23 protein-coding genes and 6 pseudogenes are annotated in these 24,039 nt (G+C 68.1%); 17 read left to right on the top strand and 12 right to left on the bottom strand.

The window, feature by feature from the left end; all coding sequences use genetic code 11:
* Positions 1 to 47: 47 nt before the first annotated feature.
* Positions 48 to 620 (top strand): hypothetical protein, encoded by a 573-nt coding sequence (locus ACT2CW_RS35465; protein WP_445519504.1) that lies wholly within the window; start codon positions 48 to 50, stop codon positions 618 to 620.
* 292 nt (positions 621 to 912) lie between these two features.
* Here ACT2CW_RS35465 and ACT2CW_RS35460 read toward each other — a convergent pair.
* Positions 913 to 1,119, bottom strand: a pseudogene (locus ACT2CW_RS35460) (SDR family NAD(P)-dependent oxidoreductase); the annotation flags it as partial.
* Positions 1,116 to 1,433, bottom strand: coding sequence for a hypothetical protein (locus ACT2CW_RS35455; protein WP_445519503.1), 318 nt, complete (start codon positions 1,431 to 1,433; stop codon positions 1,116 to 1,118). The gene ACT2CW_RS35455 and the pseudogene ACT2CW_RS35460, both read right to left, overlap by 4 nt.
* Positions 1,434 to 1,503: 70 nt before the next feature.
* On the opposite strand from ACT2CW_RS35455, the gene ACT2CW_RS35450 reads away from it, so the two are divergent.
* Complete coding sequence (locus tag ACT2CW_RS35450) at positions 1,504 to 2,340, top strand: LysR family transcriptional regulator (protein WP_445519502.1); 837 nt, start codon at positions 1,504 to 1,506, stop codon at positions 2,338 to 2,340.
* A 194-nt stretch (positions 2,341 to 2,534) separates the two neighbouring features.
* A pseudogene (locus ACT2CW_RS35445) lies at positions 2,535 to 3,413 on the top strand (IS5 family transposase).
* 51 nt (positions 3,414 to 3,464) lie between these two features.
* On the opposite strand, the gene ACT2CW_RS35440 reads toward ACT2CW_RS35445, so the two are convergent.
* Positions 3,465 to 4,163: an alpha/beta fold hydrolase gene (locus tag ACT2CW_RS35440; protein ID WP_445519501.1), complete on the bottom strand. Its 699-nt coding sequence runs from the start codon at positions 4,161 to 4,163 to the stop codon at positions 3,465 to 3,467.
* A 462-nt stretch (positions 4,164 to 4,625) separates the two neighbouring features.
* Positions 4,626 to 5,258, bottom strand: coding sequence for a TetR/AcrR family transcriptional regulator (locus ACT2CW_RS35435; RefSeq protein WP_445519500.1), 633 nt, complete (start codon positions 5,256 to 5,258; stop codon positions 4,626 to 4,628).
* 95 nt (positions 5,259 to 5,353) lie between these two features.
* On the opposite strand from ACT2CW_RS35435, the gene ACT2CW_RS35430 reads away from it, so the two are divergent.
* The 4 genes from ACT2CW_RS35430 to ACT2CW_RS35415 all read left to right on the top strand — a co-directional run bounded on the left by ACT2CW_RS35430 (position 5,354) and on the right by ACT2CW_RS35415 (position 8,052).
* The gene (locus ACT2CW_RS35430; protein ID WP_445519499.1) at positions 5,354 to 6,094 is read left to right on the top strand and encodes an SDR family NAD(P)-dependent oxidoreductase; all 741 of its coding nucleotides are present in this window, start codon (positions 5,354 to 5,356) and stop codon (positions 6,092 to 6,094) included.
* 303 nt (positions 6,095 to 6,397) lie between these two features.
* Positions 6,398 to 6,790 carry an ester cyclase gene (locus ACT2CW_RS35425; protein WP_182468031.1) on the top strand — a complete coding sequence of 131 codons (393 nt, stop codon included), beginning with the start codon at positions 6,398 to 6,400 and terminating at the stop codon, positions 6,788 to 6,790.
* 232 nt (positions 6,791 to 7,022) lie between these two features.
* A complete protein-coding gene (locus ACT2CW_RS35420; protein ID WP_445519498.1) occupies positions 7,023 to 7,220 on the top strand; it encodes a hypothetical protein in 198 nt (65 codons plus the stop codon).
* Positions 7,213 to 8,052: an alpha/beta fold hydrolase gene (locus ACT2CW_RS35415; RefSeq protein ID WP_445519497.1), complete on the top strand. Its 840-nt coding sequence runs from the start codon at positions 7,213 to 7,215 to the stop codon at positions 8,050 to 8,052. Before ACT2CW_RS35420 ends, ACT2CW_RS35415 begins: the two co-directional genes overlap by 8 nt.
* Before the next feature lie 308 nt (positions 8,053 to 8,360).
* On the opposite strand, the gene ACT2CW_RS35410 is transcribed toward ACT2CW_RS35415, so the two are convergent.
* A complete protein-coding gene (locus ACT2CW_RS35410) occupies positions 8,361 to 8,963 on the bottom strand; it encodes a TetR/AcrR family transcriptional regulator (protein ID WP_445519496.1) in 603 nt (200 codons plus the stop codon).
* 92 nt (positions 8,964 to 9,055) lie between these two features.
* Here ACT2CW_RS35410 and ACT2CW_RS35405 point away from each other — a divergent pair, with 92 nt between their 5' ends.
* Both ACT2CW_RS35405 and ACT2CW_RS35400 read left to right on the top strand, forming a co-directional pair.
* Positions 9,056 to 9,892, top strand: coding sequence for an SDR family oxidoreductase (locus tag ACT2CW_RS35405; RefSeq protein ID WP_445519495.1), 837 nt, complete (start codon positions 9,056 to 9,058; stop codon positions 9,890 to 9,892).
* A gap of 551 nt (positions 9,893 to 10,443) precedes the next feature.
* Positions 10,444 to 12,585, top strand: a complete 2,142-nt coding sequence (locus ACT2CW_RS35400; RefSeq protein WP_445519494.1) for a SpoIIE family protein phosphatase — start codon at positions 10,444 to 10,446, stop codon at positions 12,583 to 12,585.
* Positions 12,586 to 12,770: 185 nt separating this feature from the next.
* Here the strand turns inward: ACT2CW_RS35400 and ACT2CW_RS35395 are convergent.
* Positions 12,771 to 12,926 (bottom strand): annotated as a pseudogene (locus ACT2CW_RS35395) (transposase); the annotation flags it as partial.
* 48 nt (positions 12,927 to 12,974) lie between these two features.
* Here ACT2CW_RS35395 and ACT2CW_RS35390 point away from each other — a divergent pair.
* From ACT2CW_RS35390 to ACT2CW_RS35375, 4 genes and pseudogenes are all read left to right on the top strand, one after another.
* Positions 12,975 to 13,811, top strand: coding sequence for an FAD binding domain-containing protein (locus tag ACT2CW_RS35390; protein ID WP_445519493.1), 837 nt, complete (start codon positions 12,975 to 12,977; stop codon positions 13,809 to 13,811).
* Entirely contained in the window at positions 13,808 to 16,585 is a 2,778-nt protein-coding gene (locus ACT2CW_RS35385) for a molybdopterin-dependent oxidoreductase (protein WP_445519492.1), read from the top strand. Before ACT2CW_RS35390 ends, ACT2CW_RS35385 begins: the two co-directional genes overlap by 4 nt.
* Before the next feature lie 229 nt (positions 16,586 to 16,814).
* Positions 16,815 to 16,904, top strand: a pseudogene (locus ACT2CW_RS35380) (IS5/IS1182 family transposase); the annotation flags it as partial.
* A pseudogene (locus ACT2CW_RS35375) lies at positions 16,878 to 17,074 on the top strand (transposase); the annotation flags it as partial. The pseudogenes ACT2CW_RS35380 and ACT2CW_RS35375, both read left to right, overlap by 27 nt.
* A gap of 231 nt (positions 17,075 to 17,305) precedes the next feature.
* Here ACT2CW_RS35375 and ACT2CW_RS35370 read toward each other — a convergent pair.
* Positions 17,306 to 17,872, bottom strand: a complete 567-nt coding sequence (locus ACT2CW_RS35370; RefSeq protein WP_445519491.1) for a TetR/AcrR family transcriptional regulator — start codon at positions 17,870 to 17,872, stop codon at positions 17,306 to 17,308.
* 148 nt (positions 17,873 to 18,020) lie between these two features.
* On the opposite strand from ACT2CW_RS35370, the gene ACT2CW_RS35365 reads away from it, so the two are divergent.
* A complete protein-coding gene (locus ACT2CW_RS35365) occupies positions 18,021 to 18,968 on the top strand; it encodes a TIGR03564 family F420-dependent LLM class oxidoreductase (RefSeq protein ID WP_445519490.1) in 948 nt (315 codons plus the stop codon).
* Positions 18,969 to 19,492: 524 nt separating this feature from the next.
* On the opposite strand, the gene ACT2CW_RS35360 is transcribed toward ACT2CW_RS35365, so the two are convergent.
* From ACT2CW_RS35360 to ACT2CW_RS35350, 3 genes are all read right to left on the bottom strand, one after another.
* Positions 19,493 to 19,672, bottom strand: a complete 180-nt coding sequence (locus tag ACT2CW_RS35360) for a hypothetical protein (RefSeq protein WP_445519489.1) — start codon at positions 19,670 to 19,672, stop codon at positions 19,493 to 19,495.
* 49 nt (positions 19,673 to 19,721) lie between these two features.
* Entirely contained in the window at positions 19,722 to 20,456 is a 735-nt protein-coding gene (locus ACT2CW_RS35355; protein ID WP_445519488.1) for a DUF4232 domain-containing protein, read from the bottom strand.
* Positions 20,457 to 20,664: 208 nt separating this feature from the next.
* On the bottom strand, positions 20,665 to 20,910 hold the full coding sequence (locus ACT2CW_RS35350; protein ID WP_445519487.1) for a hypothetical protein: 246 nt from the start codon (positions 20,908 to 20,910) through the stop codon (positions 20,665 to 20,667).
* Positions 20,911 to 21,099: 189 nt separating this feature from the next.
* On the opposite strand from ACT2CW_RS35350, the pseudogene ACT2CW_RS35345 reads away from it, so the two are divergent.
* A pseudogene (locus ACT2CW_RS35345) lies at positions 21,100 to 21,342 on the top strand (winged helix-turn-helix domain-containing protein); the annotation flags it as partial.
* Positions 21,343 to 21,349: 7 nt separating this feature from the next.
* On the top strand, positions 21,350 to 21,577 hold the full coding sequence (locus ACT2CW_RS35340; protein WP_445519486.1) for a hypothetical protein: 228 nt from the start codon (positions 21,350 to 21,352) through the stop codon (positions 21,575 to 21,577).
* Here the strand turns inward: ACT2CW_RS35340 and ACT2CW_RS35335 are convergent.
* The gene (locus ACT2CW_RS35335) at positions 21,552 to 22,334 is read right to left on the bottom strand and encodes an inositol monophosphatase family protein (RefSeq protein WP_445519485.1); all 783 of its coding nucleotides are present in this window, start codon (positions 22,332 to 22,334) and stop codon (positions 21,552 to 21,554) included. The genes ACT2CW_RS35340 and ACT2CW_RS35335 overlap by 26 nt on opposite strands.
* A gap of 57 nt (positions 22,335 to 22,391) precedes the next feature.
* Here ACT2CW_RS35335 and ACT2CW_RS35330 point away from each other — a divergent pair, with 57 nt between their 5' ends.
* Positions 22,392 to 23,291 carry a LysR family transcriptional regulator gene (locus ACT2CW_RS35330; protein ID WP_182468045.1) on the top strand — a complete coding sequence of 300 codons (900 nt, stop codon included), beginning with the start codon at positions 22,392 to 22,394 and terminating at the stop codon, positions 23,289 to 23,291.
* Here ACT2CW_RS35330 and ACT2CW_RS35325 read toward each other — a convergent pair.
* Positions 23,288 to 23,899: an NAD(P)-dependent oxidoreductase gene (locus ACT2CW_RS35325; protein WP_445519484.1), complete on the bottom strand. Its 612-nt coding sequence runs from the start codon at positions 23,897 to 23,899 to the stop codon at positions 23,288 to 23,290. The genes ACT2CW_RS35330 and ACT2CW_RS35325 overlap by 4 nt on opposite strands.
* Positions 23,900 to 24,039 lie beyond the last annotated feature (140 nt).

Raw genomic sequence — 24,039 nt, 5'->3', positions numbered from 1 at the left:
CGCGTCGGCTCTCACGCCGTCTGCTGTGTCTCGTAGTCGACTACACGGTGACCCGCAGCGGCCTGCCCGGCATCGACGATTTCGTGGCCGAGGCGTCGGCCCGGCTGCCCGGACTCGACTCCATTACGTTCGGCGCGGCGATGCCGATCGGTGTCGCCCAGGAGTCGGGGTTCGTCGAACACGAACTGCTGTCCGACGACGAACTCGTCGGCCTGGTCGAGGCCGAGTCCCGGCTCGCCGCCCGCGCCGTCAACGGCGTCCGCGTCACCGTCACCGACGCCCGCTTCTTCCTGCCCAACTCCCCGCTGTACGACCGGGGCGCCGAGATCGCCACGATCGAGCCGGACGGCTCGCTGCGCGCGCACGGCGCGTACGAGGCGAAGGTCGGCAGCCTGCTCGACGAGCCGGTCGAGGTGCTGTGGAGCCGGGCGCTGGAGTGGCGCAACGACCCGTACGTGCGGGAGCAGACACACTCGATCCACAGCCTCGCCGACTGGGCACGCGCGTCGAGCGAACTCGACCGGCGGTACGGGTCGGACGCCGACAAGAAGCGGATAGCCCGCCGCGACGGCGCGAAGCGGGTCATGCTGCCCGACCCGACGGTACGACGGACCGGCTGAGTCGCGTCCCTCGACCGGGGTCGCCCGCAGCGGTGGGGCAGGCCCGCCCGCCGGCGCGACCGACTGGCCGCTCGGACACCGCGCGGAGTCAAAGCCCGCAGACCGCACCCGGACCCGCAGTACCGTTCCGTGAGACCGGTGACCCCGTGAACTGCGCCCCGTCCCCGGAGCACGCCTCGACCAGGCACTCGACCTCACCGACCCGGTCTTCCACGTGAAGGACTCGGACGACGAACGCGCGCGGCGGCGTGCGGCGCTGCGCGGGTGCGAGCGGATCGGAGTGTACGACGGCGGCGCCCTCGTCGGCGATGTCAACCGGGACGGCGATCGCGCGGCCGCCTGCCGCGGTGATCGCCTCGGCGGTCTCGTGCGCTGCGGCCTCGTCCAGGTCGAGGACCGCCACCGCCGCGCCACGGCGGCCGAGACCGGACGCGATCGCGCGTCCGATCCCGCTGCCGGACCCTGTGACCAGGCCGACCCTACCGGTGAAGTCGCTCACGCCAGCGTCTCGTGGTTCGCCCACGCCGCCTTGTACGGGTAGCGGGTACGCCACGTGTCGAACACCGCTTCGACCTCCGGCGAGACGAACAGAGCCCCCAGCGTCTCCAGGTCGGTGACGCCGAGCTGGATGACGACGGTGGCGATGAACGCCGGGATCTGCTCCTCGCCCGGGACCCGGATGTGGCGCTGCGCGGCGAACGTCAGGAGCGAGCCGGTGTTCTTCGTCGCCTTTTCGACATCGGCCAGGTACTGGTCCAGGTCGGCGTCGGGAATCGGTTCGGTGAACTGAACGAACATTGTGTGGTTGATCATTCTCCCATCCGACCACCCGCCCGGCGGTCACGTCCAAGACCCATCTCGCCTTGTTCGATAACCTAGAGGAATGGATCTGTTGGAGGTGAGGGAGCTGCGGTACTTCGTCGCCGTCGCCGAGGAACTGCACTTCGGCCGCGCTGCCGCCAGGCTCTCCATCGCGCAGCCCGCGCTGTCCAAGACCATCCAACGCATCGAGTCACGGCTCCGGGTGCAGTTGTTCGACCGCACGAGCCGCAGCGTCGCACTGACACCCGCCGGCGCCGCTCTGCTCGAACACGGCCGGCATGCGCTGAACGCGATGACGATCGCCATCCAGAACACACAGCGCGCTGCCAGCGACGAACCACTCAGGTTCGTCATCAAACCCGGCGGGGACGCGAACCTGCTCTCCGGAATCCTCGCCGCCTACGCCCAACACCCCCGTGCCCGGCAGGTCGACATCCTCTTCAGCGGCGCCACCGACCGGACCGACCATCTCCACGACGGACGCGCCGACGCGGCCCTGCTTTACGCCCCCTTCGACGACCTCACCGGACTCGCCGCCGAGACCCTCCACGTCGAGGACCGCGTGGCCGTCCTCCCGGAAGGACACCGGCTCGCCGCCCGCGACAGCATCATCCTGGACGATCTCGACGACGAGGTCTTCCCTCGGTGGCCAGGTGTTCCCGACGACGGGAACGGCCCCGAGATCGCCGATGCCGCCGCGCTCATCGCGCTGGTCAGGATCGGCCGCGTCATCGCCGTCGTCCCCCGCTCGCTCATCACGCCCGCACCCCCGGGCATCGTGTGCGTTCCCGTTACCGACGCAGGCCCGAGCCAGATCGTCATCGCCCGCCGGGAACATGACCACCGCGACCACGTCACCGCACTCATCACCGCCGCCGCATCACTGCGACAGAAATGACCAGCTCCAGCACCCGTCTTGGGCAAGCCTCTCGTGAGCCTGGCGAGAGGCTGGGGCCTGGACTTTGTCCGGTTCGCGGTTGGGTTGGGCACAGTCAGGCTGCATAGCCTGACTGCCTTGCCCCAGGCACGCCCCCGCGTACCAGCTAGGCCGTGTATCGAAAGTGGATCTTGAGCTGTGAATGATCACGGTTCATGGCACGGGGGGATCTCACGGACGAACAGTGGGCGGTGTTGGAGCCGTTGTTGCCGAAGGGGACGAAGGCGGGGCGGCCGCCTGTCTGGCCCCGACGGCAGCTGATCGACGGCATACGGTTCCGGGTTCGGACAGGGGTTCCGTGGAGGGACGTACCCGTCGAGTACGGTCCGTGGGGCCGGATCTACGACCTGTTCCGCCGATGGCAGCGGGACGGCACCTGGCACAGGGTTCTCGCCTGCCTCCAGTCCCTGGCCGACGCGAGGGGTGCGATCACGTGGGACCTGAGCGTCGATTCCACTGTGTGTCGAGCCCACCAGCATGCTGCCGGAGCCCGGAAGCAGGGTGACCTGCAGAAGGAACCGCCGGGCGGTGTCTTCACCGAGCCCGGTGATCACGGCCTGGGACGCTCGCGCGGTGGGTTCACCACCAAGCTGCACCTGGCTGTCGAGCAGGGTCAGAAGCCCATGTCGATCGTGGTGACGGCAGGGCGGCGTGGGGACTCGCCGCAGTAGTTCAAACCGGTGCTCAAGAAGGTCCGCGTGCCCCGCATCGGGGCGGGTCGGCCGCGCGTCCGTCCCAATCGAGTGCGCGCTGACAAGGCGTACGCCTCGCGCAGGAACCGCTCCTACCTGCGCCGCCGGGGGATCCGCTGCACCATCCCCGACAAGGTCGACCAGGCCCGTAACCGCAGGAAGCTCGGCTCCCGTGGCGGTCGGCCGCCACGTTTCGACCCGGTTGACTACCGCGAGCGCCACGCGGTCGAGTGCGGCATCAACCGCCTTAAAAGGCACCGAGCCGTCGCCACGCGATACGACAAGTTGGCGGTCCGCTACGAGGCGACCGTCCTCGTCGCGGCCATCAACGAATGGCTGTGACCAGCGCTCGTGATACACGCCGACAAAGAGTCCGCAAGCGTGGAACTGCGGTCACTCCCCGACTGTGCCGAGGAGGATCTGCGCCAGTTCGCGCGGCTGGGAGAACATCGGCCAGTGGCCGGTGTCCATCTCGATCAGCCGCCAGTGCTCGCTGACCAGTAGCTTTGCCACGTCGTCGCTCGGCTCGGGGTCACCGAGCGTGCACTTGATGTACGTCGCCGGGAGGTCGCTGAGCGGCCGTTCCAGCACGGCGGGTTCGGTCAGCGTGGCGCCCGGGTGCGGCGTCGAGCCGCGAACGATCCGTGCGATCTGCTCATCGGTGAGACCGTGGCCCTCGAAGTGGGCCGCAGGCGCGACCGGCCAAAATCCCCCGTTCTCGGCGATCGATGCCCTCACCATCCCCCCGCCGTCCGGCCAGGAGGAGACGAACGGTTCGCCATCGGCCGGAACACTGGAGTCGACGAAGACCACGCCCGCCAGCCGGTCGCCGACCCGCTCGGCGGCCTGACCGACTGGGATGCCCGAGTAACTGTGACCTACCAGGACGACGTCGCGCAGATCCTGACGCTCGACCTCGTCAACGATGTCCTGAACGTGGGTCTGCTGCCCGGCCGGCACACCTTGCTTCTCGGCGAGACCGGACAGCGTCAGCGGGTAGACGCCGTGGCCGGCCGCTTTCAGATGCGGCACCACCTCATCCCACGCCCACGATCCGAGCCGCGCACCTGCAACCAGCACGTAGTTCGCCATGGCCGCACCATAGCGAAGCGACCCAACAGCCGCTCCAGGAATACTTTCGATACACGCCCTAGGGCGGCCTGGCCGAACCCTTCCGCGGGAGCAGCTTCCGCGCGCAGCTGAGTGAAGTCCACATCCAGCTGGGTCTCGTACGCCTCCGGCTCGATGCCGAGTTCGTGGGTGCTGTACTCGCCGAACCGGTTGATGTGCTCGGTCAGATAGGGCGAGATGTGGTCCAGGTCCCCGTGGTCGATCTCTCGAGCCCGACCTCCACCGGGTAGGCGGGCAGCGCTGACCTTCTCGCCCTCGGCCAACCCGCACCTGCTGGGCGCCTTCGCTCAGCAGGCGCGGAAGCCATCCGCACCGTCCTGTTCCGTCACAACGAAGGTTGATCGTTGCGGAGAGTTGGTCGCAGGATGCGAGTTGGATCGAGGCGCCGGCACGGCCCGAGCCGACGGAGCGGGCAGCGCCGACTCAGCCGCTCGGCTGAGTGGGGCCCGTGGCTGGTGGCCAGCTTCGCAGGGCCATGTCGGCCACCTGCTGGAGGTCGTTGCGAGTGGCGCCGCTGGCGGCTTGAACGGCGATGCCGTTTGCCACGGTCATGAGGTAACGGGCGAGCAGGTCGGGGTCGGTGCCCGGAGGCAGGTCGCCTTCCTCGACGGCTTGCCGGAGCCGGTCGCGGAGGAGGGAGGTGTGCTCGTTGCGCCAGGCGACGAGGTCGTCGCGGGCGTTGCGTCCCGGGTCGCCGGCGGCGAGGGACCCTTGGACGCCGAGGCATCCGGCGGGACAGCAGGGGCGTGTGGTGGCCCGGACGGAGCCGTTCAGGAACGCGGTGGCGACCTGGCGGGCGGTCGGCTCCTTCAAGGCACGCGCTCCGTACGAGGCGGGGCCCTCGGTGTAGCGCTCCAGGGCCTTGCGGAACAGGTCCTCCTTGTTGCCGAAGGCCGCGTACATGCTGGTGCGGGTGATGCCCATGGCGCTGGTCAGGTCGGTGAGGCTGGCTCCCTCGTAGCCCTGTTCCCAGAAGACCCGCATGGCCTGTTCAAGGGCTTGGTCGGTGTCGAAGCCTCTCGGTCGGCCGATCGGCGCCTTCCGTCGTGTCTCCATGCACTCGATCGTACCTCTTTTGTACCGATCGGTTCTGAAGGTGCTACAGTCTCATTCGGTATCGATCGGTACATGAATTTGTGGAGGTCACGGCCATGGGGCAGCTTGAGGGTAAGACCGCAGTCGTCACCGGCGGCAGCACCGGGATCGGCCTGGCGGCTGCGAGGCGACTCGCAGCCGAGGGCGCGCACGTGTTCATCACCGGCCGGCGCGAAACCGAGCTGGAGAAGGCCGTCGCCGCCATCGGCAACGCCACCGCGGTCTCCGGTGACGTCAGCGTCGCGGCCGACGTGGACCGCCTGTACAAGCGCGTACGGGAGCATGGTCAGGGCCTGGACGTGCTGTTCGCCAACGCGGCCATCAACCACATCGCGACGTTGGACGAGCTCACCGAGGACATCCATGACACGGTCTTCGACATCAACGTCAAAGGCACCTTCCTCACTGTGCACAAGGCCCTCCCGCTGCTCAACGACGGCGCCTCGGTGATCCTCACCGCCTCCACCGCCGCCGAGTCAGGCGCGGCGGGCATGAGCGCCTACGGAGCATCGAAGGCGGCTGTGCGGGCTTACGCCCGCGCCTGGGCCGACGAGCTCGGCAGCCGGGGTGTCCGGGTCAACGCGATCTCGCCGGGCCCGGTGAACACCCCGATGTGGGACGCGGCTTTCGGCGATCGCGCCGAGGAGATGATGGACGCCGCCGCGGCCGGCCTGCCCCCCAAGCGGGTCGCCGACCCGGACGAGATCGCCGCCGCCGTGACCTTCCTCGCCTCGTCGGACAGCAGCTTCGTCTACGGCGCCAATCTCTACGTCGACGGCGGAATGAACCAGATCTGACCGGACCGCCGAGTGACACAAGGGAATCGGACAACCGGGGAAGGGCGCCGCCGCGCTCAGCTCACACACGGCGAGCCCGGCGCACGTACGTCCCGCGCTGATCGACCGAACCGGCAAGTCGCCCAGGGACACTGCTGCGGCGCCGCACCCTGGGGCGCGACGTGAAGTCCGGGCTGCCCAGAGCAGAGGTACCCACAGTCGAGGTTCCTGCCTTCAGCGACGGCCGCCACGGCGAGACCGTGGAAGGGCATCGCACTTCAATGCCATCCGAATACACCCCAATCCGGGGGCTGAGAGGCAATCATGTCTGACACCGAACTGCGCGATTTCTTCCAGCGCTACATCGATGCGCTCAACGCGCATGAGTTTGACCGCATGACCGAGTTCGTCCACGACGAGGTCATCATGAACGGCTCCCAGGTCAAGCGGGACGAGGTCATTGCGGCCCAGAAGGGCCATGTCGACGCGGTCCCCGACTTCACCTGGCGGGTCAAGGATGTCGCCATCGACGGTGATCGAGTGGCGGCCCGTCTGTTCAACAGGGGCACGCCCGCGAAGGAGTGGTTCGGCGTACCCCCCACCGGCGTCACGGTCGAGTATGCCGAGTACGCCTTCCACAAGGTTCGTGACGGGCGTTTCTACGAGATGAACTATCTGATCGATGCCCAGGCGGTGCGGGAGCAGCTGGCCGGCTAGGGCTGCATCTGGCGGCCCGTCCGGGCCATCTGCGCGGATTGCTCGCTCAACCTTCACTGCGACAGGTCACGCCCTACGGGCCGCCTGATTGTCTGCCAGGTCGTCCAAAAACCTTCGTTTTATGAAGATCGCCCTGCGGGCCGCCCGGACCCCGCAGGGCCTTCAAAGACCCCTTCACAGACTCGGGTTATTCAACAACCCCGAACCACCGTTTTTGACACGACCCAGGGCCATGACCGCCCTCGAACCGGCCGACGGGCCGGGTCTCCTCGTCTCCGAAGCGCTCGTCCGCACCGAGATCAAGACCGGATACGCACCCTTCGGCTCGCCCGTCGAGGCAGCCGCCTATGCGCTGCCTCTCTGCGGCACTGTCGGCCGGCACCGCAACCGCGGCCCCGAGGACAACGAAAGTAAGGACACCAATGATTGAAGGTTTCACCAGCCGCTTCGCTGAAGTCAACGGCACGGGGCTGCACTATGTCATCGGAGGCCAGGGTGACCCCCTGGTCCTGCTCCCCGGGTGGCCACGCACCTGGTACCAGTTCCACAAGATCATGCCGTCGCTTGCGCGGCACTACCGGGTGATCGCCCCGGACCTGCGCGGCATGGGCGACTCCGACAAGCCAGCGGACGGGTACGACAAGAAGACCATGGCCCGAGACATCTACGAGCTGCTTCGCACCCTCGGACACAGCCAGGCGTATATCGCAGGCGAGGACATCGGGTCGATGGTGGCGCACAGCTTCGCCGCGAACCACCCCGAAGCGACCCGGAAGGTCGCTTTGTGGGAGGCCGGGCATCCCACCGAGGTATTCAACGAAATACGCATGCTGCCCCAGCCGGGCCAACCGGCACCGTGGTGGTTCGCGTTCAACGTGCTCGACCGGTTGCCCGAGCAACTCGTTGAGGGGCGGTTCCGGCTTATTGTCGACTGGCTGATCGACTTCCAGGGCGGGGACCCCAAAGCCTTCAGCGAGAAGACCCGCGCCATTTACGCCGCCGCGTACAACACGACGGATGCGATCCGCGCGGGGAACGGCTGGTACCAGACCTTTCAGCAGGACATAGCCGATCTGCGGGACTACCCGGTACTGACCATGCCCGTGCTCGGAATCGGCGGCAAGTACTACGAGCTCCTTCTCGCGCAGATGGAGGGACTGGCGGCAGACGCACGCTACGTCGAGTTGAAGGGAGCGGGTCACTACCTCGCTGAGGAACGCCCTGGTGACATCGTGCGGGAACTCACCGCTTTCTTCGCGTAACCCCAGACCTTGACGGGCGCAAGCAATTGTCCCGAAAGGTAGCTGCCCTGCCCGCGAACGAGGGGGCCCGTCTTCGGACCGGTCCTCATGCCGACAGGGATCCGCCGCAGGACCTCACGTCAGCCGGACCCAGCACTGGCGACATCCATCGCGCTACGCAACGAGCTCGCCACCGGCTATGCGGCGACCACTTTCCAACCACGAGGTAGCGGCTTCGGGAGGAGTGGGCCGAGACGGGCCAGTAGCCCCCGTCCGGCAGGCAGAACTCGCGTGACAACGGGAGCAGTGCATTGCCGCTCGACGCACGGCTATCCACTGTGGGCCTGTCGGTCGATCATGGCTACCAGGGTCGTGACGAGTTCCTCGGCCGTGATTTGCCACTTGTCCGCGGACAAGTGTCCGTTGACCTCCATGTCCGTGATCCCGTGCACGCTGGTCAACAGCAGCGGTGCGAATCGGCGGGTGTGCTCTGCGCCGACCACACCGCCGACGATGGCGAGGAACTCGCCCATCGCGCGATCGCCCGCCTGATTCGCCGCGTGGACCGCGGCCGGGTCGCCGGCCGGGGAGGTGAACATCAGCCGGTACAGGTGCGGTTGACGGCGGCCGACCGTCATCAGCGCGGACAGGCCGCTGTGCAGCTTGTCGGCCGGGGACACCCGCGGATCGGCGCGCACGGCCCGTACCTGATCCGCGAGCCGGTCCAGGGCCTCGGCCGCCACGGCGGTCAGCAGGCTGTCCTTGTCGGGGAAGTGCCGGTACGGCGCCCCACGAGTGACTCCCGCGCGCGCCCCGACCGCGCGCAACGTCACCGCGCCCGGACCACCGCTGTCGAGCAGAGCGGCGGCCGCATCCAGCAAGGCGCGCCGCGTCGCAGCAGCGGATTCCACTCGGCTGACCATGCCGATCATTCTACAGTTGACACTGTCATCTGAGGCGCCCTACCGTCGTTCAGGTGACAAAGTCATCTGAAAGTTCGCGGGACACCCGTGGTTGCGTTGTCGTGACCGGAGCCTCGACCGGGATCGGTGCGGCCTCCGCCCGCGAGCTGGCCCGTCAGGGATTTCACGTCCTCGCCGGCGTCCGCCGCGTCCAGGACGCCGACGCGCTCCGCGCCCCGGGCGTCGAGCCGGTCATCCTCGACATCACCCAGCCCGGCCACATCGCCGAGCTCGCCGCCCGCGTCGACTCGCAGGCAGGTGCGCTGCGGGCGTTGGTGAACAACGCCGGCATCTCCGTCAACGCCCCGGTCGAAGCCCTGCCGCTGGACGAGTGGCGCCGACTGTTCGAGGTCAACCTGTTCGGTCACGTCGCCGTCACCCAGGCACTGCTGCCCGACCTGCTGCGCCACTGCGGCCGGGTGGTCAACATCAGCTCGGTCGGCGGAAAGATCGCCATGGCCACCTTCGGCCCCTACGCGGGCACGAAGTTCGCCCTGGAGGCGGTCAGCGACGCGCTGCGCCGGGAACTGGCGCCGCTGGGTGTGCGCGTGGTGGTCGTCGAACCCGGTGGCGTCCGCACCGAGATGGGCGACCGGGGCATCGCCACCACGGGCCGGCTGGCCGAGGCCATGTCACCGGAACACCGGGATCGCTACGGGCCGTTGATCCAGGCGGTCATGGCGCTGACCGCCGCCGGCACCACCGGCGGTTCGTCCGCCGAGGCTGCCGCCCGGGTGATCGCCAAGGCCGTGACCGCCAGGAAGCCTCGCACGCGCTACACCATCGGCCGGGACGCGGTCCTGCTCACCCGCCTGTCGCGGGTACTGCCGGACCGGATGCTCGACCGTATCGCCGCCGCCGCTCTGCGTCCGCACTACCCGAAGACGACCACCGCATGAGAGTCACGTCCGAGCAAGGGCGGCCGACCGTGCAGGACAGGGCCCGATCGACGCCCGTTGTTTCAGACGCCCGTTGTTTCATAGGTGGCGATCTCCTCGTCCACTCTGCTCAAGCGGCTGCGCTCGGGGTCACGGAAGAACGCTGTTCCACGGCCCGGCCTGCGGTGCGCATCAGTTCGCCGATTCTGTACCCGCAGGTGTCGGCGAGGCCCCTCCTGAAGGGCTTGTCCCAGACCGGTATCACCGCCCGGAACCTGGACGTACGTGCTCCCATGGGAGCGCGCTCGGGAGCGCGATCCGACACTCGACAGGCCCGGCAGCTGTCTTGCCCCGCATCCATGAGCGCGGGGTCCTCCAACCGGTCCGTCCGGGAAGTAGTTCACTTCCTCCTCGTCCCAGGGCCCGTTCGACGGCACACGCGTGAACTCCACCGAGTACCGCTTGCTCATGTTGTTAAGGCTGTCCAGATCAGCGGGAAACTTGAGGCCGAGGACCAGGACGTGATGTGGGCGTACTGTTTGTGGTGAAGCGGGCTTTGACTGGGAGGACTCATGGGTTCCCTGGAGACACCTATGGGTGTGGATGTACGGGATAGGCTGCTCGCCACCGCGGCACAGGATGTCGTACACGCGCTGAGAGCTTCGGCGGCGACGGTGTATCTTGCGCGCCAGGAACCACCGAAATTGATGCTGATAGCCACAGCAGTGGTGGTTAGCCCCCTCGGAGTGGGACCTATTGAGCATATACCGGCAGATGATCCGGTATATGCGACGGCGGCCGCTTATCGGTCCGGTGACACGGCGACGGCGCATTCGATCGATTTCCTGGGAGAGCATCCCGAGGAGGCGATTTCCATGCCGTTTCCTTTTACCGCATTTTCGGCCCCCGTCGGCAGGATAGGGGTGATGACCGCGTTTTGGATCAATGGCCCCAGAGAGCCGACAGCAGAAGAGAGGCGGCAGCTCGCGGAGGTGTCCGGCAGGCTGGGGCGCGAGCTGGAGCAGCTGGCTGCCCAGCGGGTGCCCATGACTCCCCCGGCCGTGCCGCTGGTACACGCCGCGGAGTCCGGGCTGGCCGAGGGCCAAGGAGCAGCGGCCATTGACAACGCGCCGCTCGTCTATCACCTGCATCGGCTCGCCGTGCAGCTCAACCTGGTGTCGGACGGCCGGGAAGCTGCCGCGTTGGCCTGCGCGCGGGTGATGTCCGCGGTGGACGCGGACGCGATGGCGGTGACCCAGGTAAAGGGTGACCGGCTCGTCATTGCCGCTGCCGAGGGTTGCTCGCACTTGTTCCTGCGGGAGCTGGAAGGGCAATTGCTCATCAGTGCTTCAACGCCCGAGGCGAGGGCAGTGGCGCACAGGAGGCAACTGACCTATGCACCGGGAGCGGCACTGACACGCGGCCGGGTGGGGACCGGGGACCGTGACGATTACGCCTGGATGGTGCTGCCACTCCTGGGGGGAAGCGGGGTCGTGGTGGGCACCTGCTCGATCGGCAGCGAGCAGCCAGGCATCTCGAAGACCGCTCCATTTGCGCTGGCCACGCTGCTGGGACAGGCGCTGGAACGCACGGCGGCGGAAGGCGCCCGACACGCCCTCGCACAGCAGCTTCAGAGGACCCTCTTGCCGCGGGTGCTGCCGCAGTGTGCAGGCATCCGCAGCACGTCCAGATACGTGCCGACCGGCGGGATCGACCTGGGCGGCGACTGGTATGACCTGGTGACACTGCCTGATCAGCACAGCGTCACCGCGCTGGTCGGTGACGTCCAGGGGCACGACATTCAGGCCGCTGTGGTGATGGGCCAGCTCCGGGCGGCCGTGCGAGCCTACGCCACCGAGGGCCACCACCCCGGCACCATCCTGGGGCGGATAAACCGCTTTCTCTGGGAGAGCAGTCATTTGATGTGCACATGCGCATGCATGCAAATCGACTTGGATACCGGCGTCGCTCAGCTCGCAACCGCCGGACATCAACCGCCTATAATCCGCAATCCCGCGGGTTGCTATTGGAATTCCAATTCCGGCTTGGACATAGGTGTACCACTGGGAGTCGATCCCGATAGCTCATATATGGTGACCGAGGCCATTTTGGAGCCGGGCACACTGCTGGCCCTCCACACCGATGGAGTGATCAGTCAAGAGGAAACCCAGTCGGACATCATGGAGGCCGCTATTAAATCCTCCGGTGCTGATGAGTTGGAAACTCTGGCAGACGAGCTGATCCGCCGCCGCAGCAATCGCATGACCGATGATGCAGCGCTGCTGCTGCTGCAATTTGAGGGCCCTCCTGCGCATGCGCGCATTCGTCAGCTTGAAATCACGCAGAATGATTTGCGAGGTGCTCATCGCGCTCGTTCCGCCGTCCATGGCTGGCTGCATGAGTGGGAGATGGGCCATGTAGCCGAAAAGATGGAGCTACTGGTATCCGAGATGGTCACCAATGCGCTGATTCATGCCGCCACCGACGTGCATGTGTGTGTGCGCGGATACTCGGACTGTGTGCGTGTCGAGGTGCGGGACAGTGACGTGCACCCGGCGCGGCAGGACACCTCGCCCCTACAGGACGGCGATCCTGCGGAGAGCGGCCGCGGGTTGCTCATCGTGGATGCGCTGGCAGACCGCTGGGGCAATTCGCCCAGCGGCCGGGGAAAAACGGTGTGGTTCGAGGTGGCGGCAGAGCCATCGTGTCCGTAACACTGGTTGGCGCATCCGGTTGATCTTGCCCAGACGGGCGTGGGCCTGTTTTTCAGCTCCTTGCACCGGCCACTGTGAACGCGCGTCTCACCGGCTGGCAAACACGGCATTCGGTAAATGTGGGTCGATTCTGGATCAGATAGTCGCGCTCCGGCTCCTTTGCCATAAGTGGTGCGTGCGATCGCGGTCGCGGTCGCGGAGCAGGCCTGCCGCAGGGTGACCTTCGACAGGCCGCGGTAGCGGGTTCGGCGCAGGCCCGTGGCATCGAGGACCTGGTTGATCGCGCCTTCCGCGCCGACGCGCAGGGCGTACTCGGCCTGCCACCCGTCGGTGGTCTGCTCGCTGCGACTAGAATGGCACCGAGGATTCCCTCGCGCTCAGGGTTCCGAATGGATCTGAACACCATCGAGACGGTCGTCGAGGCACCTACCCGTGCCGAGCAGTCGGCGTGGGAGGCAGGCGACGCCTGGCTTGCCGGCGGCACGTGGCTGTTCTCCGAGCCGCAACCGGAATTGCGCCGGCTCATCGACGTGAGAGGTTTCGGCTGGGCACCGTTCAAGACCGACGCCGATGGGCTGGAGATCGCCGCGACGTGCACGCTCGCGCGACTCGTCGACATCCCGACGCCCGCGGAGTGGGCTGCGACCTCCCTCCTGGACCAGTGCCGTCAGGCGCTGCTGTCTTCGTTCAAGGTCTGGAACGAGGCGACCGTGGGCGGCAACCTCTGCCTGTCACTGCCTACCGGTTCGATGATCTCGCTCATGGCGTCTCTCGACGGCGTCTGCACCATCTGGACCCGCGAAGGCGGCGACCGACAGGTCGCGGCCACCGACTTCGTCACTGGTCCGCAGCGCAACGTACTCAGACCCGGTGAGCTGCTGCGCTCGATCACTTTGCCGGCGTCCGCGCTGCGCTGCCACACGGCTTTCCGTCGGATCTCGTCGGCCCCGCAGGACCGGTCCGCCGCACTGGTCATCGGCAGGCGGTCACCCGACGACGGTACGTTCGTGCTGACAGTGACCGCGTCGACCGTGCGTCCGGTCCAGCTGGCCTTCCGCGGGATACCCGGGCCGGGCGAGCTTCACGCCGCCCTCGACCAGGCGATCCCGCCGGAGCTCTACCACCGCGACGTGCACGGAGCACCGGCGTGGCGGCGCCACATGACTCTCCGGTTCGCCGAGGAGATTCGGTCAGAACTGTCATCACTCGGTGGGCGAGGCCGATGAAGATCGAGGTGAACGGTGAGGTCTTCAGCGAACCAGCGCGCCCCGGGCAGTGTTTGCGGAGCTACCTGCGGGATCTCGGCTGGTTCGGGGTGAAAAATGGCTGTGACGCGGGCGACTGCGGCACGTGCACCGTGCACGTCGACGGGCAGCCTGTGCACAGCTGCCTCTATCCCGCGTTTCGCGCGGTCGGCCATCGGGTGACCACGGTGGAAGGACTCGCCCGCGCCGGGGATCTCCATCCGGTCCAGCGCGACTTCCTGTCCGCCCAGGGCTTCCAGTGCGGCTTCTGCACAGCGGGCATGATCACGACGGTGGCCGCACTCGACCCCACCCAGTTGCAGGATCTCCCCAGGGCGCTGAAGGGGAACTTCTGCCGGTGCACTGGCTACCGCTCGATCGAGGACGCCGTCCACGGGATCGTACGAGTGGAGCAGGATCCGGGAGGGGAACCGTTCGGGCGGAACCTGCCGGCGCCCGCCGGCCGGCAGGTAGTGACGGGAACGGTCCGCTACACCCTGGACGTCCCCGTCGATGGCCTGCTGCATATGAAGCTGTTGCGCTCCCCGCACGCGCACGCGCGGATCACGGCGATCGACACGAGCGCCGCGCGTGCCGTTCCCGGTGTGCACACTGTGCTCACCCACGAGGACTCACCGCCACGGCTGTACTCGACGGGGCGGCATGAGGACCCCAAGGACGATCCTGCCGACACACGGCTCTTCGACGATGTCGTCCGGTTCGCCGGGCAGCGGGTCGCGGCCGTCGTGGCCGACACGGTGGCAGCCGCGGAGGAGGGCTGCCGCAGGCTGGCCGTCACCTACGAGCTGCTACCGAGCGTGTTCGACCCCGAGGAGGCGATGGCGCCGGGCGCCCCCGTGCTCCACGGCGACAAGGGGACCGAGCAGTACATCGCGCACGCGAAACGCAACATCGCCGATCAGGTGCACGGTGAGATCGGCGATGTGGAGGCGGCCTTCGCGGAGGCGGCCGATGTGATGTACGAGCGCACCTACCTCACCCAACGTATCCAACACGCGCACCTGGAGACCCACGCCTCGATCGCCTGGCTGGACGAGTCCGGCTGCCTCACCGTAAGGACGAGCAGCCAGGTGCCGTTCCTCACCAGGAAGGCACTGTGCACCCTCCTCGACCTGCCCACGGAGAAGGTACGGGTGGTGTGCGGCCGTGTCGGCGGCGGCTTCGGGGCCAAGCAGGAGATGCTCACCGAGGACGTCGTCGCGCTGGCCGCGCTGCGCACCGGGCGCCCCGTGCAGCTGGAGTTCACGCGGGAGGAGGAGTTCACCGCGACCGTCACCCGCCATCCGGTCAGCGTCCGCGTCAAGGTGGCCGCACGGCGCGACGGCACGCTCACGGCCGTGCAGTTGCGGGTCGTCTCCGACACCGGGGCGTACGGCAACCACGCCTGCACCGTGTCCCGCTCGTGCAACGAGTCGATCGCCGTCTACCGCTGTGCGAACAAGAAGGTCGACGGGTACGCCGTGTACACCAACCACATGCCCTCCGGCGCTTTCCGCGGGTACGGGCTCAGCCAGACGATCTTCGCCGTCGAGTCGGCGATGGATGAACTCGCCCGCGCGCTCGGCATGGACCCGATCACCTTCCGGGAACGTAACGTGATCCGGCCGGGCGACGCCGTGGTGAGCTTCAGCACCGAGCCGGATGACGTCGAGATCGGCAGCTACGGCCTCGACCAGTGCCTGACCCTCGTCGACACGGCACTGCGCCGCGGCAACGGCGTTCAGGCGCCGCCGGGCGAGGAATGGCTCGTCGGGCAGGGGACGGCGCTGGCGATGATGATTACAAGTCCGCCCCACGGGCATCGAGCCGAGGCGCGGATCGGACTGCTGCCGGATGGCCGCTACCAACTGGCCGTTGGCAGCGTCGAATTCGGCACCGGCACGACGACCGTGCAGCAGCAGCTCGCCGCGAGCGTGCTCCACACGAGTCCCGACCGGATTCTGATTGCGCAGAGTGATACGGACCAGGTCGGCTACGACACCGGAGGGTTCGGCTCGACCGGGACGGTGGTCGCGGGCCTGGCGTCCGCCCGTGCCGCGGAGTCACTGCGTGAGAGCATCATCGCTGCCGCTGCCGACCACGTGGGCGGCGAGCGGTCGGCCGGTGAGCTCGACGAGGACCAAGTGTGCTGCGGCGGTGTGCGCATCCCGCTCGCCGAGCTCGGGGCGGTGTCCCAGGCCGCCGGCAGGGAGCTGCGCGCGATCGGCACCTGCGAGGGCTCCCCGCGTTCGGTCGCCTTCAACGTCCAGGGCTTCCGGGTCGCGGTCCATACCGGTACCGGTGAGATCAGGATCCTGATGAGCGTCCAAGCGGGCGACGCCGGTCGGGTCGTCAATCCGATGCAGTGCCGTGGACAGATCGAGGGCGGTGTTGCGCAGGCCCTGGGCGCGGCCATGCACGAGTCGTTGGTGATGGACGAGGAGGGCCACGTCACCACGGCGGCTTTCCGCGAGTACCGCATCCCGGAGTTCGCCGATGTGCCGCGGACGGAGGTGTACTTCGCCGACACCGCCGACGCCCTCGGTCCCCTGGGCGCCAAGTCGATGAGCGAGAGCCCCTTCCTCCCGGTCGCTGCCGCCTTGGCCAACGCGGTGCGGGACGCCACCGGGGTTCGGCTCGACACGATGCCGATGACACGTGATCGGGTCTGTCTGGCCATCGTTGCCTCCCGCGGCACACCCGTCGCGCCTGACGAGGTCCGGGCAGACGGGCCGGTCGGGCACGCCCCCGTCTGATCACCTCGCGCGAGGGAGGCGTCGTCGGCCGACTTCGGCCGCGGCGGCCCGGGAGAGCCGTCACTCTTCTGCGGATGGTCGGGACAGTGGGCCGGGTGGATCACCGGACGTCCGGGCAGAGCCAGTTGGTGACGGGCGGACGCGATCACCCCGAAGTGCGGGTCAGCGGACCCTCGGCCGTGGCATGCGCCGCGACAAGGCCGCCCTCCTCTCAGCGCTGCTGGTCGCCGTGAGCGAGCGCAAGCCCTACAAGACCGACGTCAGCGACGAGCAGTGGGCGCTGGTCGAGCCGGTGATCACCGCGTGGAAGACCGCGCGTCCCTCGGTCAGGGGCCATCAGGGGCGACGGGGCGTGATGCGGCAAAAAGTGCCGGGCCGCAAGCGCAGCCTGGCCGTTGACGTTCGGGGCTGGTGATCGGGGTAGTCGTTGCGGCCGCGTCGGCGCATGAGAACGCCGTCGGCATCGCGCTGCTGGACATGGATACGGAGGTCACGCCGAACAACATCAACAACACCCGCCTCAAGCTCAAACGACTGGCCGAGCGCGGCATCCTGGTCGAGACCGAGCAGGGCTTGTTCACTCAGCCGCGGCCGTAGCCGCCCGGCGACGCCGCGGCCAGCGCGCTTGCCCCTCCCGAAACAGCGAAACGGACATCAGTCCACGTACTGCCCGCTCAGTTCTGTGATGCCCTGACGGCCACAGCCGGTATCGGTGGAGCGCTACCAGGTGCGTGCGGTGCGGTGCAGATCGTCGAAGCTTGTGTGCAGGTGGTGTCCGAGGGTGGCGTGCTGCGGGTCGGCCAGCCACCGGGCCGAGGCGAGTTGGTACGCGGCGACGGAGACGGTGGCGGTCAGCGTGGCCGCCGGTTCGGAGATTCCCCGCGTGCGCAGTGCGTCGGCGATCGCCTCACCGAGGGCCGCCAGTTTCGCCCGTTCGCGTTCCCGCAGATCGGTATGTGCGTCGAGGATGTGCCTGCGGCGCTGTGACGCGTCCCGGCGCTGGTCGAACCAGTCACTGGTGGCCGTGAATGCCGCGAGGACCGCGTCGAGCGGGGACCGCTCCGCGGGTGCCGCGCCCACCGCTTCGCAGACCTCGGCGATGAACCGGCCCTGATCGGGGAAAAGCACCTCACGCTTGTCGGCGAAGTGGTTGTAAAAGGTGCGCTCGGTCAGGCCGGCTCGCTTCGCGATCTCGGCGACTGTCGTTCGTTCGTAGCCGCGCTCGGTGAACAACTCGATCGCGGCTTCCTGTAGCCGTTCCTGCGCGTCGGCCGGCCATCGTCCCATGGCACGCAGAGTAGTGATTACAGAGACTGCAATCAAGGTGTACGGTGATTTCAGAACCTGTAATCACCGTGCTGATGCTGCGGGATAGAGACCGCGGCGATGAAGACGACGTGAGTCCTATGGACCGGATCAGGCGAAGGAGCTCGTGATGGAGGCTGCCGGAACGCGGGTCGGAGTGTTTCTGGGAGGCACGTTCGCGCAGGAACCCGGCATGACCAACCTTGTGGACCGGGCGGTGGAGCTCGCGCACGAGGTGGCCGACGCCGGTGTGCACACCGTGTGGTTCGGGCAGGGGGCGGATTACGACGCGCCCCAACTCGCGGCGCTGGTGGGCCGGGCGGAGCCCAGGGTCCACGTAGGCACCTCGGTGGTGCCGATGTATCCTCGCCATCCTCTGCTGCTCGCATCGGCGGCGAAGACGGCACAGGCAGCTACCGCAGGGCGGTTCCGGCTCGGTGTCGGGCTCGGCGCACGCACTGTGCTCGAACCGCAGTTCGGCCTGGCGTATCCGCCGCAGATCCAGCACCTGCGCGAGTACCTCACCGCGCTGCGCCCGCTGCTGGACGGCGACGACACCGCCTTCGAAGGGGAGACGCTGGCGTCGCGCCCGGTCGGCTCGACGGCCGTGGCCGGGGCTTCCCCGGCGGTCCCGGTTCTGGTGGCCGCGATGGGTCCGCGGGCCCTCGCCGCTGCGGGCGAGTTGGCCGAGGGGACGAATCCGTTCCTCGCCGGGCCTCGCACGCTCGCCGAACAGATCGTGCCGACCATCACCGAAGCCGCCGCCGCGGCCGGGCGGCCGGCCCCGCAGATCGTGGCCGGGGTGCCCGCGGTGGTCACCGACGATGCCGCAGCCGCCCGCGACCGCGTATCGGCCGCCCTCGGCTTCTACGACAGCATCCCGTCCTACCAGAAGGTCATCGCGGCCGAGGGATTGTCGAGCGCGGCGGACCTGCTGATCGCCGGCGACGAGGACACCGTCGCCACCGGTTTGCGCCGCTATCTCGACGCCGGGGCCACCGAGGTCATGATCACCCACACCGACCTCTTCGATACCGAAGACCGCACGCGGACCTGGGCCGTCGCCCAGCGTCTGTGAACTGGTACCGAACCGGCCGCACCGCCCCCGACTCCTTCTGCCGTGATCGCGGTGTGGTTCCCGACCGCTCGGCCCACCGCGCCCGCGGAAAGGGAAGCCGGCCACGCTCCAGCGGGGCAGGACGGGCGGCGGTCTGCTCGAACACCGCCGGCACGACATCCGGCCTGATCGAAAGCGGCCCCGAGGATGCAGGCCCCCGCCCCGCAGGAATCCACCTGCACGCGCAACGGGCCGGGGAACAACCTGTTCCCGGCGCGCTCCAGGAAGCCCAGCCAGGACGCTGGGCCTCCTCTTCCCGGGCGTCGTCCACGGCCAAGAGGAACTGCTGCCCGGCTTCGGTACGCGCCCCCGCTGCGGGAATGCCTCTGCGTCGAAAGGCACATGATCGCCGACGCCCAGGACGCCTGCACGGGATCCTCCACCCCATCGAGGACTCCCCCACCTTCTCGGAAGAGCTCCGCTCGACCGTCCGTAGCAAAACGGGGGCCCACAGCCGCACAGGTCAGGTATCGGGTTGGGCTGGGTCAGGGGGCGGTGTCGGGGTCGATGCCCTGCGCCCGGGCAAGGGCGAACAGGACGCGCTCGATCGTGTCCAGACGCTCGGTTATCGACCGGTCTCCCGGCGCGCCGACGGCGTTGGCGAGGGAATCGATGTTCCCGAACGCCGCCGTGGGACGGAAAGTCCGCTGCCCTGGTGCCGTCACACACCAGGGCAGCGGGGCAGTGGGCCTTCGTGGCACGGCTGTGAGCTGGTCAGCCGTTGGGGTTGACGAAGGTGCCGGGGTGGGTGGCGCTGCGCTGGTCGACGAGGGCGCCGGTCTCCCAGGGCCACTCGATCTTGAGGGCCTTGGCCTCGTCGGGCGGGGTGATCCCGACCCAGGTCGGCTGGTAGAAGCCCTCTTCCTCGTGGGTCAAGGCGAGGTTGAGGGTGAACTCGGTGCTCTGGCCGGCCTCCACCTCCACAGAGCTCCACTTCCGCGAGGACCGGACCAGGGACCAGCGCTCACCGCCGTTCACCGAGGTCAGATCCACACCGGGGAAGCCGCCGATCCGGCAGGAGTTGGAGCCCTTGTTCATCAGGACGATGGTGGCGGTCGCCGCGCCTTCTCCGTCCTCCTCCGGGACCGGGAGCGCGTCCTGGCCCGTGGCGAAGGCGGCCTCCAGGCTTTCGGTGCGGCAGCGCTCGACACCCGCATGCGCCCTGCCGCCCCCACCGGTGTCGGCCCGCCCGCCGCCCGACTGATCCTGCGCGGCGCCCGCCTCCGACCCCCCCTCGGCCTTGGCACCGGAACCCTGCGCACCGCCGAAGGAACCCGAGGAGCCGCCGGACCCGGCCGAGGCCGTGTCCGCTTGGCCCGCGGACTTCGTGTCGCCACTGTCCGAGCCGTTGCAGGCCGTCAGGGTCAGGGCGGCGGGCGCGGTCAGGACCGCGGCGGCGTCGCGGAGGGTGCGACGGCGAGCAATGCGGGCAGTGGCGTTGGAGCGCATGTCGGGTTCCCCGGAGCGGTCGGTGTCGTGGTCTGCTCGGTACGACACCAACTCTGGCCGGGGCCACTACCGCAATCGTGCCGCCCCGCTAACATCCGGCTAACACGACTGTGACCGAGGAAAAGACGCCGAGGGCAGGCCCGTCCCCGCCATGGCGACGAGCAGTGGCAAGTCGATCAGGAAGTCGGGCCGACCCGGCCACCTGGGGTCAGTGGGAGGGATGGCACAACCGGCTGATGATGGTCGGCCGCACCATTCGGTCCGCGCTCCGGCGAGCCGGAGCGCGGGGGTTCTGGTATCGCGGGGCGAGTGTGCCGGTGGACGAGGAGCGGAGCCCGAATTCCGCCGCGGCGATGCGATGCACCGCCTCGCCGTCGACCAGGGCGGGCACGCACACCACCTCGCCGGTTTCCAAGGCCCTCAACGAAGCGGTCACCACGTCCTCGACGGGCATGCCTGCGTCGTCGTGTACTCGCGCCACGTCACCGGCTACCGGATCCTGGCCATGTGAGGCACGGTCTGCTCACGCAGCTGCTCCAGCCGCGTGGCCAGGAGGTACTCGGCGGTGCGTTCCCGGGCGGCGTCGGCGGCCTTCGTCGCCTTCGTCGCGGCGGCAACCGCGTCCGCGCCGTTCGGGTTCGCCCAGGATCCCGGCGCGGTGCACTCCCGGCAGCAGATCATGGACTCGGTATGGGACCCGCACTTCTTCGGACCCACCACGACGCTGGACGCGCACATCGCCGCCCTGCGCCGCTAACTTGGTGATCCTGCCCGGATCACCACCGCGCGCGGTGTCGGCTTCCGCCTCACCGTTCCCGCCGGGCAGCCCGGCGGCGGCTCGCCCCCATGGGGAGGAATCCCGCTTCTCCCAGGGAGCGGAACGTGACGCGTCGATGCCGGCCGAAGTCGCCGAGGAGAACATCGAGAAGCGCAACCTGGAGGGCCTGCCCGAACTCGAGCGGGAGTACGCCGACTACACCGGCGCTCGCGTCGTGGTCGTCGGTTCGGCAGTCTCCGTGCCGGACGTGGCACAGCCGCACTTCTCATACCCGCTCCAAGGTGTTCTGGTCCCGTGCCGGCCGTGCGGGAGCCGGGTCAAGGTCGGGCAGCGAGAATCTTGAGCGCGGCGGCGTGCACGCCAGGTGTGGCGGCGACGTAGCCGGTGCTGGTCAGCTTCCACGGCCTTCCATCGAGGTCGGTGACGATGCCGCCGGCCTCCTGGACCAGCAGCACACCGGCCACATGGGAGCGCACATTGTCGAATTGCCAGTGCAGGTCCATCCGGCCCGCGGCAACCTGGGCGAGCTGGTGGGTCACCGGAACGGAGATCCGTACGTAGATGGCTTGCTCCATCATCGCGGCGAAGGAGGACCCCATGCGCTCGGCGATGTCGACGCCCTGACCGGGCTTGGCCTGACCGGTGCCGACCAACGCGCCGTCCAGCGACTTCTTGGTAGAAACCCGCAGGGGTACGCCGTTGAGAAACGCCCCGCCGCCCGCGGTCGCCGTGAACATCTCATCGAGCAGCGGAAAGTAGATCACTGCCAGCACCGGGCGCCCGTAGCGCACGAGGCTGACGCCGATGTTCCAGTCGGTCATGCCGTGCACGGCGTTGATGTTGCCGCCGATGGGGTCGATGAGCCACCACTCGCCCGCGGCCAACGGGCCCGATCCATGTTCGTCGTTCAGCCAGCCTGCGCTCGGCAGGATCTCGGCCAGCGCAGGCCGTAGCGTGTCGACAACGGCTGCTTCGTAGTCGCGGATGGATGCCAGAAGTTCGGTGAGCCCGGCTTGACGCGTCTCGGTGGAGTAGAGCCTCAGCATCCTGGTGCCCGCGTGGCGGACGGCGGCTGCGGCAGCCGTGGACAGTTGACCCATCATGACGTCTCCGTTAATTTACCTGAGCACAATACTCATCTGACGTTGTTTACTGGTGTGCAAGTGGATTTGAATCTGCTGACTGTGCTCGACGCTCTGCTCGAGGAAGGCAGCGTGAGGGGTGCGGCCAGGCGGCTGCGGTTGTCGTCGCCCGCGGTCAGCCGCACGCTCGGTCGGCTCCGGAGGGTGACCGGCGACGACCTCCTGGTGCGTACGGGCCATGCGATGACCCCTACGCCGTATGCGGTGTCGATCCGGGAGGACGTCCGTCGGCTGGTAAGACAGGCCGAGGAGGTGCTCTCGCCGAGCCGCGAGCTGGAACTCATGACACTGGAGCGCACCTTCACGCTCCAGTGCCATGACGCGCTTGCCGCGTCGCTGGTGCCCGTGTTGGTCAGCAAGGTCCAGGAGCAGGCTCCCGGCGTGCAGTTGCGGGTGCTGGCCGAGACCTCCACCGACACCGACGACCTGCGGCACGGCCGCATCGAGCTGGAACTCGGCGGAGGCCGGCCGAGCCTGCCCGAGCTCCGGTCCGAAACCCTCGGCCACGACCCCCTCGTCGTGGCGATGCGTCCCGACCATCCGTACGCCGACAGCCTCGATCTGCACGCGTACGCCTCGCAGCCACACGTGATCGTCTCCCGGCGCGGCCGCCTGACCGCACCGATCGACGACGTACTGGCCCAAGAAGGCCTGCACCGTCGGGTCGTCGCGGCCGTGGCGACCCTCCCCACGGCCCTCCAGATAGCCGCCCGCAGCAACCTGCTGCTCACCACCACGGCGATCCTCGGCCGTCCGCTCATCGAAGCGTTCAGCTTGATCACGAGGCCGATACCCGTCGAGTTCCCGGCGGCGCCGATCAACTGTAGTTGGCACCAGCGCAACGACTCGGACCTCGCGCACGCCTGGCTCCGCGATCAGGTAAGAGCGGCTCTCGCGGAGATCGTCACCGCCTAACCGGCCAGCGGCAGGGCAACGGTTCCGGGGAAGTGCGGCTCCTCGGCCTCGTCGAGCATGGCCGCCGCTACGGTGTCACGGGTGACCTTCGCGGTGAGATCGAACGGAGGCGCATCCTGTAGACCGACCGTGCGCCGGGTGGGGCTTTCCGGTCCGTCGGCCAGCACCCCGGCATGAAAGACCGTGCCACCGGCCGTGAGGACCGTGTTGTCGGCCTCGACCTTGTCCGCAAGATGATCGCCCCCCAGCAGCTTCACGATGACGCCGGCCGCCTCCCCCGCCACCTCGGCGGACTTACCCGTGCCGTACGCACCGAGCCAGATGACGCGCCGCGACGGGGCCGCGACAACTGTCCTGGCGCCGGCCAGGAGAATTCCCGCCTTGTCCGCGCCGAGAGCGGAAAGGACTACGGAATCCGGATCGATCGCCGCTGAAATACTCGCAGGGTCATGCACATCACCCGCCACCTTATACAGAGCGTCGGAATTGGGTACCGGAATTCGCTCGGGGTCGCGCGCAATCGCGGTAACGGTGTGACCACGCTTCAGCGCCTGCCGAGTAAGCGCGATTCCGGTCCTGCCGGAAGCCGCAAGGATCGTGAGGTTCATACGGAAAAGCTAGAGAACTCGTCACTTAACATCAAGTGCAAGCTCGTTAAGAGCCAATTTACCCAGACGCAATCCGCAACCGCTGCCCCCGGCCCGGATTCTCGATCGCGGACAAGGAAGCGACCACCGCGACAGCATGG

This window comes from Streptomyces sp. NEAU-174 (genome assembly GCF_052665095.1).
Note: the sequence above shows the minus strand (reverse complement) of the source record. Positions and strands in the feature narration are given on the sequence as shown.